The 15,265-nt window shown below is 54.6% G+C and carries 11 protein-coding genes; 4 read left to right on the forward strand and 7 right to left on the reverse strand.

Translation table 11 applies throughout. From position 1 onward, the window contains the following. Nucleotides 1-16: 16 nt before the first annotated feature. From HCX89_RS05025 to HCX89_RS05040, 4 genes are all read left to right on the forward strand, one after another. On the forward strand, nucleotides 17-2,872 hold the full coding sequence (locus tag HCX89_RS05025) for a pitrilysin family protein (protein ID WP_167715278.1): 2,856 nt from the start codon (nucleotides 17-19) through the stop codon (nucleotides 2,870-2,872). Nucleotides 2,873-3,171: 299 nt separating this feature from the next. Beyond that, the gene (gene gshA, locus HCX89_RS05030; RefSeq protein ID WP_167715422.1) at nucleotides 3,172-4,737 is read left to right on the forward strand and encodes a glutamate--cysteine ligase; all 1,566 of its coding nucleotides are present in this window, start codon (nucleotides 3,172-3,174) and stop codon (nucleotides 4,735-4,737) included. Further along, on the forward strand, nucleotides 4,734-5,159 hold the full coding sequence (locus HCX89_RS05035; RefSeq protein ID WP_044734843.1) for a hypothetical protein: 426 nt from the start codon (nucleotides 4,734-4,736) through the stop codon (nucleotides 5,157-5,159). The genes gshA and HCX89_RS05035 overlap by 4 nt, the downstream gene beginning before the upstream one ends. A 103-nt stretch (nucleotides 5,160-5,262) precedes the next feature. Next, nucleotides 5,263-5,895, forward strand: coding sequence for a hypothetical protein (locus tag HCX89_RS05040; RefSeq protein WP_028781530.1), 633 nt, complete (start codon nucleotides 5,263-5,265; stop codon nucleotides 5,893-5,895). Between the two features lie 86 nt (nucleotides 5,896-5,981). On the opposite strand, the gene HCX89_RS05045 is transcribed toward HCX89_RS05040, so the two are convergent. The 7 genes from HCX89_RS05045 to HCX89_RS05075 form a co-directional block, all read right to left on the reverse strand. Continuing rightward, nucleotides 5,982-8,270: a toxin-antitoxin system YwqK family antitoxin gene (locus tag HCX89_RS05045; protein WP_306440265.1), complete on the reverse strand. Its 2,289-nt coding sequence runs from the start codon at nucleotides 8,268-8,270 to the stop codon at nucleotides 5,982-5,984. Between the two features lie 74 nt (nucleotides 8,271-8,344). Next, on the reverse strand, nucleotides 8,345-9,565 hold the full coding sequence (locus tag HCX89_RS05050; protein ID WP_045282616.1) for a sensor domain-containing diguanylate cyclase: 1,221 nt from the start codon (nucleotides 9,563-9,565) through the stop codon (nucleotides 8,345-8,347). Between the two features lie 67 nt (nucleotides 9,566-9,632). Next, nucleotides 9,633-10,712, reverse strand: coding sequence for a 5-(carboxyamino)imidazole ribonucleotide synthase (gene purK / locus HCX89_RS05055; RefSeq protein WP_071239233.1), 1,080 nt, complete (start codon nucleotides 10,710-10,712; stop codon nucleotides 9,633-9,635). A gap of 1 nt (nucleotide 10,713) precedes the next feature. Further along, on the reverse strand, nucleotides 10,714-11,205 hold the full coding sequence (gene purE, locus HCX89_RS05060) for a 5-(carboxyamino)imidazole ribonucleotide mutase (RefSeq protein ID WP_028781534.1): 492 nt from the start codon (nucleotides 11,203-11,205) through the stop codon (nucleotides 10,714-10,716). A 241-nt stretch (nucleotides 11,206-11,446) separates the two neighbouring features. Next, complete coding sequence (locus HCX89_RS05065) at nucleotides 11,447-12,613, reverse strand: sorbosone dehydrogenase family protein (protein ID WP_167715280.1); 1,167 nt, start codon at nucleotides 12,611-12,613, stop codon at nucleotides 11,447-11,449. A gap of 98 nt (nucleotides 12,614-12,711) precedes the next feature. Next, entirely contained in the window at nucleotides 12,712-14,103 is a 1,392-nt protein-coding gene (locus HCX89_RS05070) for an SPFH domain-containing protein (protein ID WP_167715283.1), read from the reverse strand. A 10-nt stretch (nucleotides 14,104-14,113) separates the two neighbouring features. Next, nucleotides 14,114-15,199, reverse strand: a complete 1,086-nt coding sequence (locus HCX89_RS05075) for an alpha/beta hydrolase (RefSeq protein WP_167715285.1) — start codon at nucleotides 15,197-15,199, stop codon at nucleotides 14,114-14,116. Nucleotides 15,200-15,265: the final 66 nt, after the last annotated feature.

The raw sequence follows: 15,265 nt of genomic DNA on the forward strand, positions 1-15,265 counted from the left end.
TTGAAGGAGTAACGTTTTGAAGAAATGGTTATTGGCGGCGGCAATTTCGGCCGCATTGGCGGGTTGCTCAGTGCAGACCGACACAGGATTGGCTGAGGTTTCCTCGGTACAACTGCCGGCAGGCGTGACTCTCATCGAGTCGGTCACCCCCAAGGCCGGTGAAGTCGGTATCCCTTACAGCAAGTATCGCTTGGCCAACGGCCTGACAGTGATACTGCATCAGGACAATTCTGATCCTCTGGTGCATGTGGATGTAACCTATCATGTGGGCTCGGCCAGAGAGCAGGCGGGGCGCAGTGGTTTTGCCCATCTGTTTGAACACATGATGTTCCAGGGCTCCGAGCATGTGGCCGATGAACAGCATTTCAAGATAGTCACCGAAGCCGGCGGCACCTTGAATGGCACCACCAACACTGATCGCACCAACTATTTCGAAACCGTTCCCAGTAATCAGTTGGAAAAAATGCTTTGGTTGGAGTCGGACCGCATGGGTTATCTGCTTCCGGCCCTGACCGACAAGAAATTTGAAGTGCAGCGGGAAACCGTGAAAAACGAACGGGCCCAGCGCATCGATAACCGTCCTTATGGGCGGATGAATGAACGTTTCAATCAGGCGTTTTATCCCGCCGGTCATCCTTATTCCTGGCCTGTGATAGGTTGGCCCGAGGATCTCGACCGTGCCACGCCCGATGATGTAAGACACTTCTTCCAACGCTGGTACGGCCCCAACAATGCCACCCTGACCATAGGCGGTGATATCGATACCGCGCAGACGCTGGCCTGGGTCAGCAAGTACTTTGGCGATATTCCCAAGGGGCCTGAGGTGGCGACCGATGCCAAACCTCTGGTAACGCTGGACAAGAGCCGCTATATCTCGATGGAAGACAATGTCCATCTGCCACTCATCCGTATTGCTTTCCCAACCGTTTACGCCCGTCATCAGGATGAGGCCGCGCTGGATCTGCTGGCCAATATTCTCGGCGGCGGCAAGACCTCGCTGGTTTACAAGAATCTGGTGAAAGATGGTTATGCGGTGCAGGCCGGGGTCAGTCATCCTTGCCAGGAGCTGGCCTGTCAAATGTCTATCTACGCCTTGGCCAATCCGGCCAAGGGCGGAGCACTGGCGCCGATAGAGGCCAAGATCCGCGAATCGATCGCCGAATTTGAACAGCGGGGCGTCACAGATGAAGATCTGCAGAAGGTCAAGGTGCAGTTCCGCGCAGACAGTATCTTCTCGCTGCAGAGTGTCTCGGGCAAGGTGTCCAACTTGGCCTATAACCAGACATTCGCCGGTGATCCCAATCAGATAGCCAAAGATTTGGCCCGCTATGATGCTGTGACCAAAGAAGATGTGATGCGGGTATTCAAGCGCTACATCAAGGATAAGCCCAGCGTAGTGATGAGCGTTGTGCCCATGGGCGCCAAGGCGCTGGTGGCCAAGGCCGATAACTTTACCCCGCCTGAACCAAGGGTTGCCGCCAACGCCGTTGCCGGGTTGCAGCAGGTCGTAAGTGCCAACAGCAGTTTCGATCGCAGTAAGATCCCCGCTGCCGGCAAGGCGCCCTCCATGCAGGTGCCCAAGCTTTGGTCTGCCCAACTGAACAACGGTATCAGTGTCATGGGCACTGAAAGCCATGAAACGCCTACTACCGAGCTGGTCATCTACCTCAACGGCGGTCACAGACTGGTGCCGGTGGAAAAGGCCGGGCTCGCCGGTTTGACGGCGGCCATGCTCAATGAGTCCAGCGCCAAACGCAGCAGTGAAGAACTAGCCCAGGCGCTGGAGCTGCTGGGATCTTCCGTGGTGTTCGACAGCAGCGGCTATCAAAGCAGCATCCGGATCTCGGCCTTGACCGAAAACCTGGATAAGACCCTGGCAATAGTCGAAGAAAGGCTGTTTGAGCCAGGCTTCAAGGAAACCGATTTCGAGCGGGTAAAACAGCAGCAGTTGCAAAGCCTGCAACATCTGGCCTCGGATCCCAACTATCTGGCCGAAGAGGGTTTCAGCAAGTTGCTGTTTGGCAGCCAAACCAGTCTCGGTGTCAATGATAACGGTACGCTTGAGAGTGTCAGCCAACTGACGCTCGATGATATCAAGGCTTTCTATAAGGAGCAGTATCGCGCCGGCAACGCCCAACTGGTGGCGGTAACCGATCTGCCCCGCGATCAGCTAATCGGCAAGCTAAAAGGATTGGAGCCTTGGGGCGGCCAGGCTGTGTCTCTGCCGACCTTGGGTGAGATGCCCGAGGGTAAACCCGGTGTGGTGTTCCTTATCGATAAGCCGGGAGCGGCCCAGTCGGTTATCAGCATAGGCAAGCGCGCCCTGCCTTACGATGCCACGGGCGACTTCTTCAAGGCTTACCTGATGAACTATCCCTTGGGCGGCGCCTTCAACAGCCGCATCAACCTTAATCTCAGGGAAGACAAGGGCTACACCTATGGTGCCCGCAGCTTCTTCAGTGGTGGTATTGAGCAGGGGTACTTCAAGGCGGGCGCCAGCGTTCGCAGTGATGTCACCGCCAAGGCGCTGGCCGAGTTTATCAAGGAGCTCAAGGCTTATCATGATAAGGGGATGACGACACAAGAGCTTAGCTTTATGCGGGCCTCAATTTCGCAGGGTAAAGCACTGGATTATGAAACGCCTTACCAAAAGGCCGGCTTTATCCGAATGATCCAGAAGTACGGTCTGAGCGATGATTTTACTGCCCGTCAGGATGAGATTATCAACCAAACCAGTATTGATACGCTAAATGAACTGGCTAAAGAGTGGTTGGATCCTGCCAGCATGCAAATATTGGTGGTCGGGGATAAAAATCTTATCGAGCCCGGGATTAAGGCAATGGGTTATTCAGTGATCAATCTGCCCTTGTAAAACGGCCACTTTGACCCCATATTGATCTTAACCGCGGCGGGTTACGACTCGCTTGCCACTATGCAAGGCGGTGATGCTTCAAGGAGCATCACCGCCTGTCTCTTTTAAATTACACTTGCCTGAAAGGCCGCTTAGGCTTTATTTTGGGCAGCAGTCACACAGAGCAGTCCTGTGCCTTTTGGTGATGAATCACCAAGAGATGAAAGCGGAGCAGGTATGCCCGGGTCTATTGGCCAGATAAAGGCCTAGGCCGCCAAGCAGAGAAAAAGAATTTGAAGTCATTTACCGAATCTGTCGCAATGCTCAAAGGAGCCGAAGGACGCGCCGCACTCAAGGATATGCGCCGTGGGATTGAGCGAGAAGCCTTGAGAATTGATGCCAGCGGGCACCTGGCTATGGATGGTCATCCCAAAACCTTGGGCTCGGCCCTGACCCACTCGAGGATCACTACCGATTACAGTGAGGCGTTGCTCGAGTTCATAACGCCTGTTACCCACAGCATAGATGAGCTGCTGACCGGTCTCACCGAGACTCATGCCTTTACCCTCAATCAGCTTAAAGGACAAAAGCTTTGGCCCGTGAGCATGCCTTGTTATGTTGGCGACGAGAAGGATATTCCCATCGCCCAATACGGCAGCTCCAACTCAGGGCGGATGAAGACCCTCTATCGCAAGGGCCTGACCTACAGATACGGCGCTTTGATGCAGATCATCTCAGGAGTGCACTTTAACTTCTCGGTTTCTGACGAGCTTTGGGATCTGCTCTATGCCCAGAGCGACAAGTCGGTTTCCCGCTGTGACTTTATCTCGGAGCGCTACTTTGGCCTTATCCGCAACTACCGCCGCTTGGTGTGGGTGTTGCCTTATCTGTTTGGCGCTTCACCGGCGCTGTGCGGCTCTTTCATCAAAGAGCAGCAGACAGAACTGGATTTTGAAAAGATGGGCCGCGGCACCCTGTATCTGCCTTGGGCCACCTCACTGAGAATGAGTGACCTGGGTTACACCAACAAGGAGCAGGAGCGGCTCAGTATCAGCTATAACTCGCTGGCGGATTATCTCAAGGGGATCCGCGCCGCCATCAAGTTGCCTTCGGACAACTTTGCCAACATAGGGGTGAAGGTTGATGGCGAATATCGCCAGCTCAACGCCAATGTGTTGCAGATAGAAAATGAGTTTTATGCCCCCATTCGCGCCAAGCGTGTGACCCGCAGCGGTGAAAAGCCTTCCGAGGCACTGGCACGCGCCGGGGTGGAATATATCGAAGTGCGGGCGTTGGATGTAAACCCCTTCAGTGCCATAGGCATAGAGGCCTCTCAGGTGCGCTTCCTGGATCTGTTCCTGCTTCATTGTTTGTTGAGTCCATCGGCGACGACCGATAGCACAGGTGAGCAGGAGATAGCTGCCAACCTCAAGGCCGTGGTGTTGGAAGGGCGTAAGCCCGGCTTAATGCTGAGCCAAAATGGCGAGCCTGTGGCGCGTGAGCAGTGGATGCTGGCACTGTTTGCCGAGCTGCAGCAGTTGGCCACGCTGCTCGATGGAAAGGATGATGACCAGTATCAGCTGGCACTGGCCAAGTGGCATCAAGCCGTTATCGACCCGAATGAGACGCTGTCAGGGCAGGTGATGAAGACTCTGGCAGACAAGGGGCTGGATCACGGCGCCTGGGTGATGGCATTGGCGAAAGAGTATCAGCAGCAGCTGCTGAATTATCCGCTGAGTGCCGCAGCGCTGGCTTCCTTTGAAGCCGAAGCCCAGGCCTCAATCGAGAGTCAGTTGCAGATGGAAGCCGCTGATCGTTTGAATTTTGATGATTTTCTGGTTCAGTACTTTGCCGATGAACCAGCCAAGGAAGCAGTCAGTCAGTGAAGTCTTTGTTGTTAATCTCGGCCGCAGCCCTGTTGCTATCGGCCTGCGCCAGTGCTCCCGAGCCCGGGCGCGAATGTGGTACGGTTTCAGGTTATCTGGAGCCGGATCGGGAGCAGCAGTTTTATCGCTTGGTGGTCACCCATCTCGATGGCCAACCCGTGATTTCCAAACCCAACTATCAGTTGCCACCGGGTGAACACAGCTTTACCGTCTCTGAGCTGATAGATTCACCTGAGCTCAAAGTGCGATTGTCGGCCCGCACGCCCAAGGAGCTGAAGTTGCTGGTGGAAGCCGGGCAACGTTATCACCTGGCGGCCAAGTTCAATACCGACAGGCGCTATACCGGCAAGGATACCGGTTACTGGGAACCTGTGGTCTGGCAGCAGGAAGTTCATGAATGCGAGCTGCCGGAGCCGCAATAAAGCTCACTTTTTCAGAGGCTCAGGTTGCATTTGATGTTTGACTCGGGCGACACTGAGTCCAAGTTCAACCAAAGGCCTGGCCTTTGAAAGCCGTGAGATTTTCGTGAAGCGACAGTTTCTATCCAAATTTGCCCCGGCGCTTGCTGTTTCCGCCTCCCTGTTTTTGGGTGGCTGCGCCACTTCACCTCCCAAAGAGCCCGACAATATCTGTTCCATCTTCAAAGAGCACAGATCTTGGTACAACGCTGCCAAGGATGCCCGTGAAAAGTGGGGCGTTCCCGTGCATGTGCCCTTGGCCATGATGTATCAGGAGAGCTCCTTCAAGCATAATGCGGCGCCACCTATGGAGTATTTCTTGTGGATCATTCCCATAGGACGCGCCAGTGATGCTTATGGTTATGCCCAGGCCAAGACCATGACCTGGGATGATTATGTGCGTGAGACCGGCAACAGCTGGGCCAGTCGCAGCGATTTTGATGATGCAATGGATTTTATGGGCTGGTTTATCTACAAGAGCCATAAGATCAATGGTGTGTCCAAGTGGGATGCCCGCAACCAGTATCTCAATTATCACGAAGGCTGGGGCGGCTACAAACGCGGCAGTTACCGCAGCAAGGCCTGGTTGGTAAGGGTGGCCGACAAGGTGGACAATCGTTCCCGCCGTTATGCGGCGCAATATAATCAGTGCAAGGAAGACCTGGACGCCTCTTGGCTCTGGCGTTTGTTCTTTGGCTAGGGAAGGGGAAACTAAGCTGTTCCTCGGTAAAAGCGCACCCTTAAGGTGCGCTTTTTGGGTTCTCTACAGATGAGCCAGCCGTTTTATCAGCCGTGGTGTTCTGTCTTTATCAGCTTGCCGAACTGGTCGTAGAAGTTCCAGTCGCCGGATTCACGATTGCTGATATAGCTGCCTTCGGTACGCTTCTCGCCATTGGTCCAGAAAGTCTGCCACAGCCCCTCTTTTCTGTCCCTGAGGAAGGTGCCTTTCTCGGCCAGCTTGCCGTTGTTGTGGAAGTAACTGGCTTCACCCTCTTTCTGGCCCTTGACCCACTGCTCATGGCTCTGTGGTTTGCCATTTTGGAAGTACTGGCTCAGTTTGCCATCGAGTTTTCCCTGCCAGTAGTTGGCCTGCTGTTTTAACTGGCCGTTACTGTAGTACTGCTCAGATTTGCCGTGCAGTACATCGTCCTTGAATTCTTGACTGGCGGCGAGCATGCCATCTTCAAACCAGCTTTGCCACTGGCCGGTTTTGGCCCCTTTTAACAACTCACCGGCCAGTTTCTGCTGCCCATTGTCGACATAGTATTCGCTATAGCTGCCGGTCTTATCGCCATTGTCATAGGTTTCCTTGCGATAAAGGATGCCCTTGAAGCTGTAGTGCTCGCGTGCACCATGTAACTTACCCTGTTGCCACAGGCTCTTGATCCTGATATTGCCTTCTGGGATGGTGCCGAAGGTAGGATCGTCCTCTTCGTAGCGGTAGTCTATCCAGGTACCTGTCTTCTTATTGTCCAGGTATTCCCCAGTAACCCGGCGGCGGCCATGGTAATACTCGGCATATTTGCCATTGAGTTTGCCTTTGACAAAGGTCTGCTCCCGGCTCTTGACCCCTTCGCGATACTGAATCCAGAGCCCGTCCTTGTCGCCGTTGAGATATGCGCCTTCCTCATTGGGATCGCCGTTGGCGTACCAGCGCTTGAAGGCACCATCGAGCGGATAACGATAATCCTTGGCGGCCTTGTCTTTGGCATAGTGGGCCAACTCCCTGGGCTTGCCATTGTCGTAGAAGCTCTCATATTTGCCGACCCACTTGCCTTCAATGACATCGCCCTGCTCCTGCACAGTGCCATCTTCAAAGTAGCGGATGGATTTTCCGGTTTGCTTGTCGTGCTGGTATTGGTTCAGGCTGCGTTTTTTACCGTTCGGGAAGTAACGGATAAAGTCGCCGTGACGCTCACCCTGCTGCCATTGGCTGGACTCTTGTAAAACACCGGCGCTGAAACGCTGATGCAAACCATCCAGCAGGCCCATGGCAAACTGGGACTTCTCCAGTGGCTTGCCGTCGATATCGAAACGCTCATACTTGCCATGGCGGGGATATTGACCGTTGTCACTCAATTGGCTGTCGTGGAAGGTTTCCAGCTCAGCCAACTGGCCATTGGGGTGAAAACGCTTCTGTACACCGGTTTGCAGGCCGTTTTTGTAGTGCTGTTCTATGACCAGCTTGCCTTCACTGTTGAAGTACTCCTGGGTGCCATCTCTTTCGCCGTCACTGAAATGCTCATTGCCCAGCAGTATCCCTTTGTCGTCAAACGTCTGACATTGGCCCTGGCGCTTACCCGCGCGGTAAGCACATTTGACTGCCAGTTCGCCGCTTGGGTGATATTTCAGGCTTTCGCCGTCCCGCTCGCCGGCACTGAAGCTTATCTCACTCTCTTTGCTGCCATCATCAAAAAAGCTCTGCCAGACGCCCTGACGTTGGCCATTGGCATCGAATTTGCCCTTGACCTTGATTACCCCCTGGGCGTTTTGCTCCAGATAGTCGCCTGACAGTTGGTTGTTGGCGTATTGCTGGCTTTGGGCCAGGGTGCCGTTTTCATAGAAGCTCTGCCACTGACCATGGCGCAGGTTGTCGGTATAGGTTTCGCTGGCCTTGAGTTTACCACTGGCGTAGAAACGCTTGACCTGCTCTTTGTTACCGTCGCGGTAGAAGACGCTTTCACTGAGACGGCCTTTAGTGTCGAAGGTTTGCCATTCCCCTTCCGGCACGCCCTTGTTGAACACCTGCAATTCGGTCATCTGGCCGCTGATGTCATACATGCGCCAACTGCCATTTTGATAGCCCTGGAAATATTGGCCCTCAATCAATTTGGCATTGTTGGAGTGAAATACCTGCCAGCGCCCATGGGGCACGCCCTGGGAGAACTCCGCCAGGGTATAGCCTTGATTGTCCCGGACGATGGATATTTCACCATTGAGGGGCATACCACTGGCCAGATTGTAATAATGGGGGATACCATCCTGCTGGCGAACTTCCACCATTAAGGAAGAGAGGTTTTGTGCCGCCTGCGCCTGTTGCAGCACGGGTAGAGTGCTTGCGGCCAGCGCCGCCATAATTATGAGCTGTTTGTGCATCGGTTCTCCTTGTCACCTACTGCAGCAATCCCGTCATTGGGAGCCAGGTTTCTTTATTCGTGCCCACCCTTGCGGGCTCTTTTCTGCCGGTACATCTGGCTGTCTGCCAGTTTCAGGCTGTACTCCATATCGCCGTTGAAAGGCGCGATGCCGGCACTGAAATAAACGGCAACCTCATCGGCTGCAAGCCTGGCCTCGGCCTGCTGTAAACGTTCTCTGAGCCAGCTTTCACTGCCGTAGCAGAGCAGCACAAATTCGTCGCCGCCAAATCGGCTCACCAGGGCCGGTGGCGGGCAGCTGCGTTTCAGCTCGGTTGCCAGACGCTTGAGGGCAAAGTCACCGGCACCGTGCCCCAGGTTGTCGTTGATCTTTTTCAGGTTATCCATATCCAGCAGCACCAGCATGCTTTCCAGCTTGGTCTTGGGCTGCCATTTTTGCGCCTGTTCTTCAAAATACTTGCGATTGGCCAGTCCGGTCAGGCAGTCAAAATTAGCCAACTGGTGGATCTGGCGGGACTTTTGATACAGGGCAATGGCATTGGCAGCTTCACGGGTCAAAATAGCCACCAGATCCCTGTCATAGGTGCTGAAACAGGCCAGCAGTGAGCTGTCTAGGTTGAGCATGGCATAGAGCTGACCATCGATATGGATTGGGCTGGACAGGGTGGCCCGAATGGGAATGCTGGCGGCACTCAGCAGCAGGGCCTGATCTTCGGCGCTCAGGCTACTCTGGGCGTTGATTTTGCGCATATCGTTGACCACGACTACCCGGTTGCAGCGGCCATCGGTCAACCTGTATTCGAAAGACTGCTCCAGGGTCATATTCAGCTGTTGCAGCTTGGCCAGATCCAGCCCGAGTGCAGATTCAAAATGCAGCTTATTGCTGCCGGGTTCCACCAGTATGATGGAGCCCATTTCGGCGCCATCAACCATGGCGACTGCCTTACCGAGCAGGGCGTTGAGAAAGGCGTGTTCGGTTTCGTATTGACTGGAAAGATGCACTAATTCGAAGGTGGCTTCGTTGATCCCCAGCACCTGCTCCAGGTGTTGCCACAGTCGGCCCAAGCGCCCTTGATGGACAAAATAACCCAGGCTGTAGGCCAGGAAATAGATGATAGAAACCCCACCCCACTGCAGCCAGGGAAGCTCACCGGCCGGGCTGGTGACCCAGAACAGTAAGGCTATCAGCAGCAGAGGCAGTAACAGAAGCAGCAGATGATAGCGCAGATCCAATGTGTCTATCTTCTGCTTTCTGAGTCCGTTCTGATCCAACAAATCCTGAGAATCCTAAAGTTATACCTTGAATCAAGGTCAGAGGCGGGCGAGGGGGCCCGCCCGTTTGTCAGCCAAACTCCGCCAGTATCCACATAAGTGGCGCCTGATATTGCGCCGGCATCCACTGCTGAAGCCTGGCAATGCTGTCGGCCAACGCGTTTTTATCCAGTACCGACAGGTTCAGGTGGCCTACCTTGCGGCCGGGGCGCACCTCTTTGTCGTACCAGAATAGCTCGGCATTGGCCAGGCTCAGCCAACGGTCGTCCTTATCTATGCCTATCAGGTTGACCATCACACATTGGAAGTTAACCTGAGGCGTCATCAGTGGCAAATCGCACAGGGCCCGCAGGTGCAACTGGAACTGATCCATATGGGTGCCTGCCTGAGTCCAGTGCCCTGAGTTGTGCACTCTGGGCGCCAGCTCATTGACCAGCAGGTGATCGCCCACCCGGAAACATTCCATCGCCATCACCCCCACATACTCAAGCTCATGCATTATGCTGCTGAGCATAGTCTCGGCCTCGGCCTGCAGTGGCTGCAGACGCGCCAGGGGGGCTATTGATGCCATCAGAATGCCATCCTGATGCAGATTGAGTGTCAAGGGATAAAAGAAGCACTCGCCGCTGCGGCTGCGAACCCCAACCAGAGACACCTCTTCATCGAAGGGGATCGCCTGTTCGGCAATCGCTTGATTGCGCCAATCGGCCGGGATAGTGGTCGACTCGGCTTGTTTCAGCCAGTGCTGACCCTTGCCATCATAGCCGCCGGTGCGGCGTTTCAGTAGAACTCTTTCACCGTATTTGTGATAAAGATCATTAGCTTGGGTGTTATCGTCCAGCAGTTCCCAAGGCGCAGTGGCCACCTTGAGCTGATCCAGCAGGGATTTTTGGGTGTATCTGTCGGCGAGGCGGCCAAATACCGGGCCATTGATGAAATGACAGTGCTGCGACAACTGCAGGCTCAGAGGGGACTCCGGCCACTGCTCACGCTCGGCGGTAATAATATCTGTGTCTGTCAGCGGCAACTTTTCATCGCTTGGTGCCATGATATCCACGGGGCGGACATCTATGGCCAGCGGTTGGCCGGCATGACGCAACATGGCACCCAGTTGGCCATCGCCCAGTACCCAAACTCTCTTGTCAGCCATCTCAGTCTTCCCTCGGATCCGGATTATCGAGTACCGCGCGGGTCTGAGCTTCGCGGAAGGCTTCAAGGCGCTCGGCCAGTTGAGAGTCTTGAGTTGCCAGCATCTGGCAGGCCAGTAGCCCGGCGTTGAATGCCCCGGCTGTACCTATGGCCAGCGTTCCCACGGCAATACCCTTGGGCATCTGCACTATCGACAACAGGCTGTCCATGCCGCTGAGAGCCTTGCTTTGTACCGGCACGCCCAGTACAGGCAAGCGGGTCTTGGAAGCTATCATACCCGGCAGGTGAGCGGCGCCGCCGGCACCGCCTATGATGACCTTGTATCCTTTGTCTGCTGCTGATGCGGCAAATTCCATCAATTTGTCTGGGGTTCTATGGGCCGAAACCACTTCGACATGGTAGGGCACCTTGAGATAATCCATGATCTCTGCGGCCGCTTCCATGGTGGGCCAATCACTCTTGGAACCCATTACAACAGCAACGAGGGCTTGCATGATAACTCCTTAACTACTGATTTTATTTATAATATTTTGCCTGTTTCCAGGTCGGGTACAGTAACGGAAGGTGCAAACCAGTCCCATGCGTGCTCTGCGTTGGCTTACAGACCTGGATGCAAGGCGTGGTTCGCAGCTTCCTTAACCCGGCGTTGTTCCCAAGGCCGGGCGATAATGGCTGCAGATAATATCATGACAGGACGGCGCGCGCTGCCCTTGAACACTGTGTTTCGGACAAAAATCAGCCCGAGTAAAAGATGCGATAGAGGCGGCCTTGGGCATCATCGGCTATCAGCAAGGAACCATCCGGTAACTGCAGCACATCGGCGGGGCGTCCGGATACGGTTTCGCCCTTGAGCCAGCCTTCGGCAAACACCTGAGGTTCACCGGCCTTGCCCTGTTTTAACGGCACGAAACGCACTCGATATCCCACCTTGCTGGACCGGTTCCAGGAGCCGTGCTCGGCAATAAAAATGCCGCCGTGATAGGCCTTGGGGAAGCTGTCGCCGCGATAGAAGGTCATCCCCAGCGCCGCTACATGGGCGCCCAGCTTGACTTCAGGAGGGCTGAAATCGGCAGGCTGCTTACCTTTGCCGAATTCAGGATCCAGGGTATCCCCTTGATGAACGTAGGGATAACCAAAATGTTGGCCGCGCTGACTCAAATGATTGAGTTCATCGGCTGGCATATCGTCTCCCATCATGTCGCGGCCATTGTCGGTAAACCACAGCTGGCCACTGACAGGGTCGAAGTCGAAACCGACACTGTTGCGCACACCGGCGGCTTCGAGCCTTGGTTGTTTGCTTTGGAGGTCCAGGCTGATTATTTTGCTGTAGTCGCTGCCGGCATCACAGGTATTGCAAGGCGCGCCTATGGGTATATACAGGCGACCGTCGGCGGCAAACTTGAGGTATTTCCAGCCGTGATGCTTATCTGAAGGTAAGTCATCATAAAAGATTCGATAACTCGGGGAAGCACTCTGGCTCAGCTGCTGCTCGATATTGTCAAAGGCGAGAATTTGGCTCACGGCGCCCACATAGAGAGTCTGGTCCCGAAAGGCTAGCCCGGAAGGCATATTGAGCCCAGAGGCGATCACTTTGACCTTGTCGTGGCGGCCATCGGCATCTGTATCTATTGCCGCATAGACTTTACCTTCGCCGCGACTGCCGATAAAGAGTGTGCCCTGGCTGCCAAGCGCCATCTGGCGGGCATTGGCGACATTATCCAGATAGACTTCTATCTCAAAGCCCTGGGGCAGGCGGATATCCTTCAGTACCGATGGCGCTGAATTTTCAGCCAGTGCAGAGCCACTCACAGTAGCTGTCAGCAAAGCCGCCGTCGAGAGAGCCGCTGCAAGCGAGATAGAGCGGCGCAGCGGGCGCAGTGAAAGGGATGAATGCTTAGACATAAGGCCTCCTTGCGGTTGGGCATATCAGTATGACCTGAAATGAAGGCGAATAAAAAGGGAGGCTAAGCCTCCCTTCAATTTACCTTCTAACCAGCTCGTTATTTGGCGGATGCTTTGCTGCCAAGGGCGGTGCTTTTTTCCATCATCCCCAACGCCGACAAGCCGGTGATCACGTCCAAATTGGAGGTCATGCCGTTGCCGCCACTGCCGTTGATATAGTTCTTCGGCATATCCACCTTGAAGTTGGGCAGGTTCTGATACAGGGAGTTGGCCACATCCCGGTTCAGCTCGGCCAGATACACCTTCTCATGGGCACCCAGGGCCTTGTATTTCGCCGCCAGTACGTCGGCTTCGGCGATCCCTTTTTCACGGATCGCCTTGGCCTCAAACATGGCCGAGGCCGAGTTGGCTTTCTGGATCTCCAGGTTGGCCTGGGCGATTTCCAGCTCTTTGGCCTTGCTCAGGGTGGCGATATCTTTCTTCTTGCGTTCTTCCACCAGTTCACGCTCGGCGATTTGCCGCGCCACTTCAACCTCTTTTTGCTGGGCAATAACCGCCAGCTCCTTGGCACGTTGGGCATCCTGTACTTCGCGGGTACGCTGGATCTCTTTGCGCAGCTGCTCTGTCTTGGCCTGGGCCTTGGAGGTTTCCTGCTCCTGAATGGTGCGGATCCGCTCGGCAACCAGTTTTTTCTTATCAGTCAATAGCTTGTCAAGCTGATCTTCCGGCTTGGGATCGCCGATAGTGACCTGGGTGACCGTGATGCCATAATGTTTGAGCGGGTTATCCTGACGTACCGGATTACCGCTCTTGTCGGTAATAGGTACTGTCTTCCACACCAATTGTTTGGTGGCTTGCAGCTTGTTGGAATCTTCCTGATCGAAGCCAACCGGCACCAGATCCACCTGCTCGACTTCAACCTGGCGCCGCTCAGTGGTGTAGATACCGTTGCTGAGCTGATCTGACAATTGTGCCTTGAACTGATTGAGGCCGCCCTGGAAAAACTCCTCGCCGGTATATTGGGTCGAGGTGATCACAGTGACGTTGCGGGCGTTCTTGATCAACATGGTGTCAATCAGGTTGTCGTTGGAGCGAAACTCCCGATGCATCGTCTTGAGCTGCTCGGGATCATAAGACAGCTTGAAGCGGAAAGTGGCCGGTACCTGGCCTGTGTAGGTATCGGCAAAACGTACCTGCAGCGCCGGCAGACGTTGGTAGAATACCTCGCCCTGGTTGTTGCCAAAGGAGACGGTAACGACCTGATCATAGCGGGTTATTTTCGACAGAAACGGCATGCGAAAGTGGATGCCGGGCTCGGTGAACACATCCAAAGAGCCGGTAACATTGTTCTGATGCACATAGGTGTAACCGGCATCAGTCATCAATACTGAGCTTTGGGCAATACCCAGGGCCGCCAAAACGCCCACCCCAATCAGAATGCGCTTGGGGGTAAAATAGGATTTAAAACCTGAGGCACTTTTCAGTTCCATCTAATCTTCCTTAATTGAGTTCCAATACGAAATTGACATAATCCGGGTATTTCTGCTGCCAGGCATCATCAAAGAAATGCCCTCCCTGATGCGGTTTGACCTGCAGTTGATTACCCGGGCTAAAAAATTGTTCCAGCTGTTTATCCAGCGCCAGATTACTGCTGTGCTCCTGTTCGCCGTATGAGATAACCAGTCGCTTACCGGCGGGCGCCGAAGCCTTGATTTCGGTTTGCATACCGCCTGCAGACAGCAGCAGGGCGCCGACATAATCATTCGGGTGTTTGGCCAGCAGGTGAGCGCTGTGAAGGGCACCCTGGGAAAAGCCCATCAGTGCCACTTTCTGCTTGTTGACAGGGCTGTTCTTTGCCGCCTTGGCCAAAGCCTGCTGCACTGCCTGATGACTGGACTCGGTTTCGGTTCTGGCCCAGCGGAAGCTGTGCTCATTGAGTTTTTCCGTGCCGTTGATCCCGATAAATATTGCCCGTTCACTTGTCAGCAGTTTGGCCATATGGGCGCTGTCACTGCCTTCTGTGCCATAGCCGGATAACCAGACCAGCACAGGCCAGCCACCTTCAGGGGCAGCCCCCTGAGGGCGGTAGATATAAGCTGTACCGGCATCTTTTGCATGCTGAGGATAACGGCGTTTAACCTTATCCAACACGGCGCGGTATTCATCCGAGTCCTTTATGCCGGCAAGTTCGTCGTCTTCCTCAAGCATTATCTGTTGCCACAGGCCGCGGCTGTCGGCCAACTGCAGCATTTCGATTGCCTGGTCTTTAAGTTCCAACATTGCCAGAGTACCGGCGGCTTGATAGGGCGCCCAGATATTGCTGCTATCGCGCTCTGTGGCCATCAGGTAATAGGCGAGGGCGCCAGCGTAGTTGTCGTAGCGGTTTTTTTCTTCATCCCCCCTGGCGATAAAGTCTTCCGCATTGGCGTGACTCAGATACAGGTTGGCTATCGGGCTCAACGCCTGCCAGCGGATCTCCGCTTCCGTTTTACCCTCATCAGCCTGCGCCAATTGGCTCATGCAGAGCAGTCCCAGCCCGGCACCCAGCTTCAACAGGTTACAGAGCTTTGTTTGTTTGGCTTGCATCCCCAGTCCTTTGCAATGTATGGCGGCAATTCAATATTGCGCCTTTTTTATCCTGTGCTTTTTAAT

The sequence above is a fragment of the Shewanella sp. Iso12 genome (genome assembly GCF_012030025.1).
GTDB classification, from domain to species: domain Bacteria; phylum Pseudomonadota; class Gammaproteobacteria; order Enterobacterales; family Shewanellaceae; genus Shewanella; species Shewanella algae.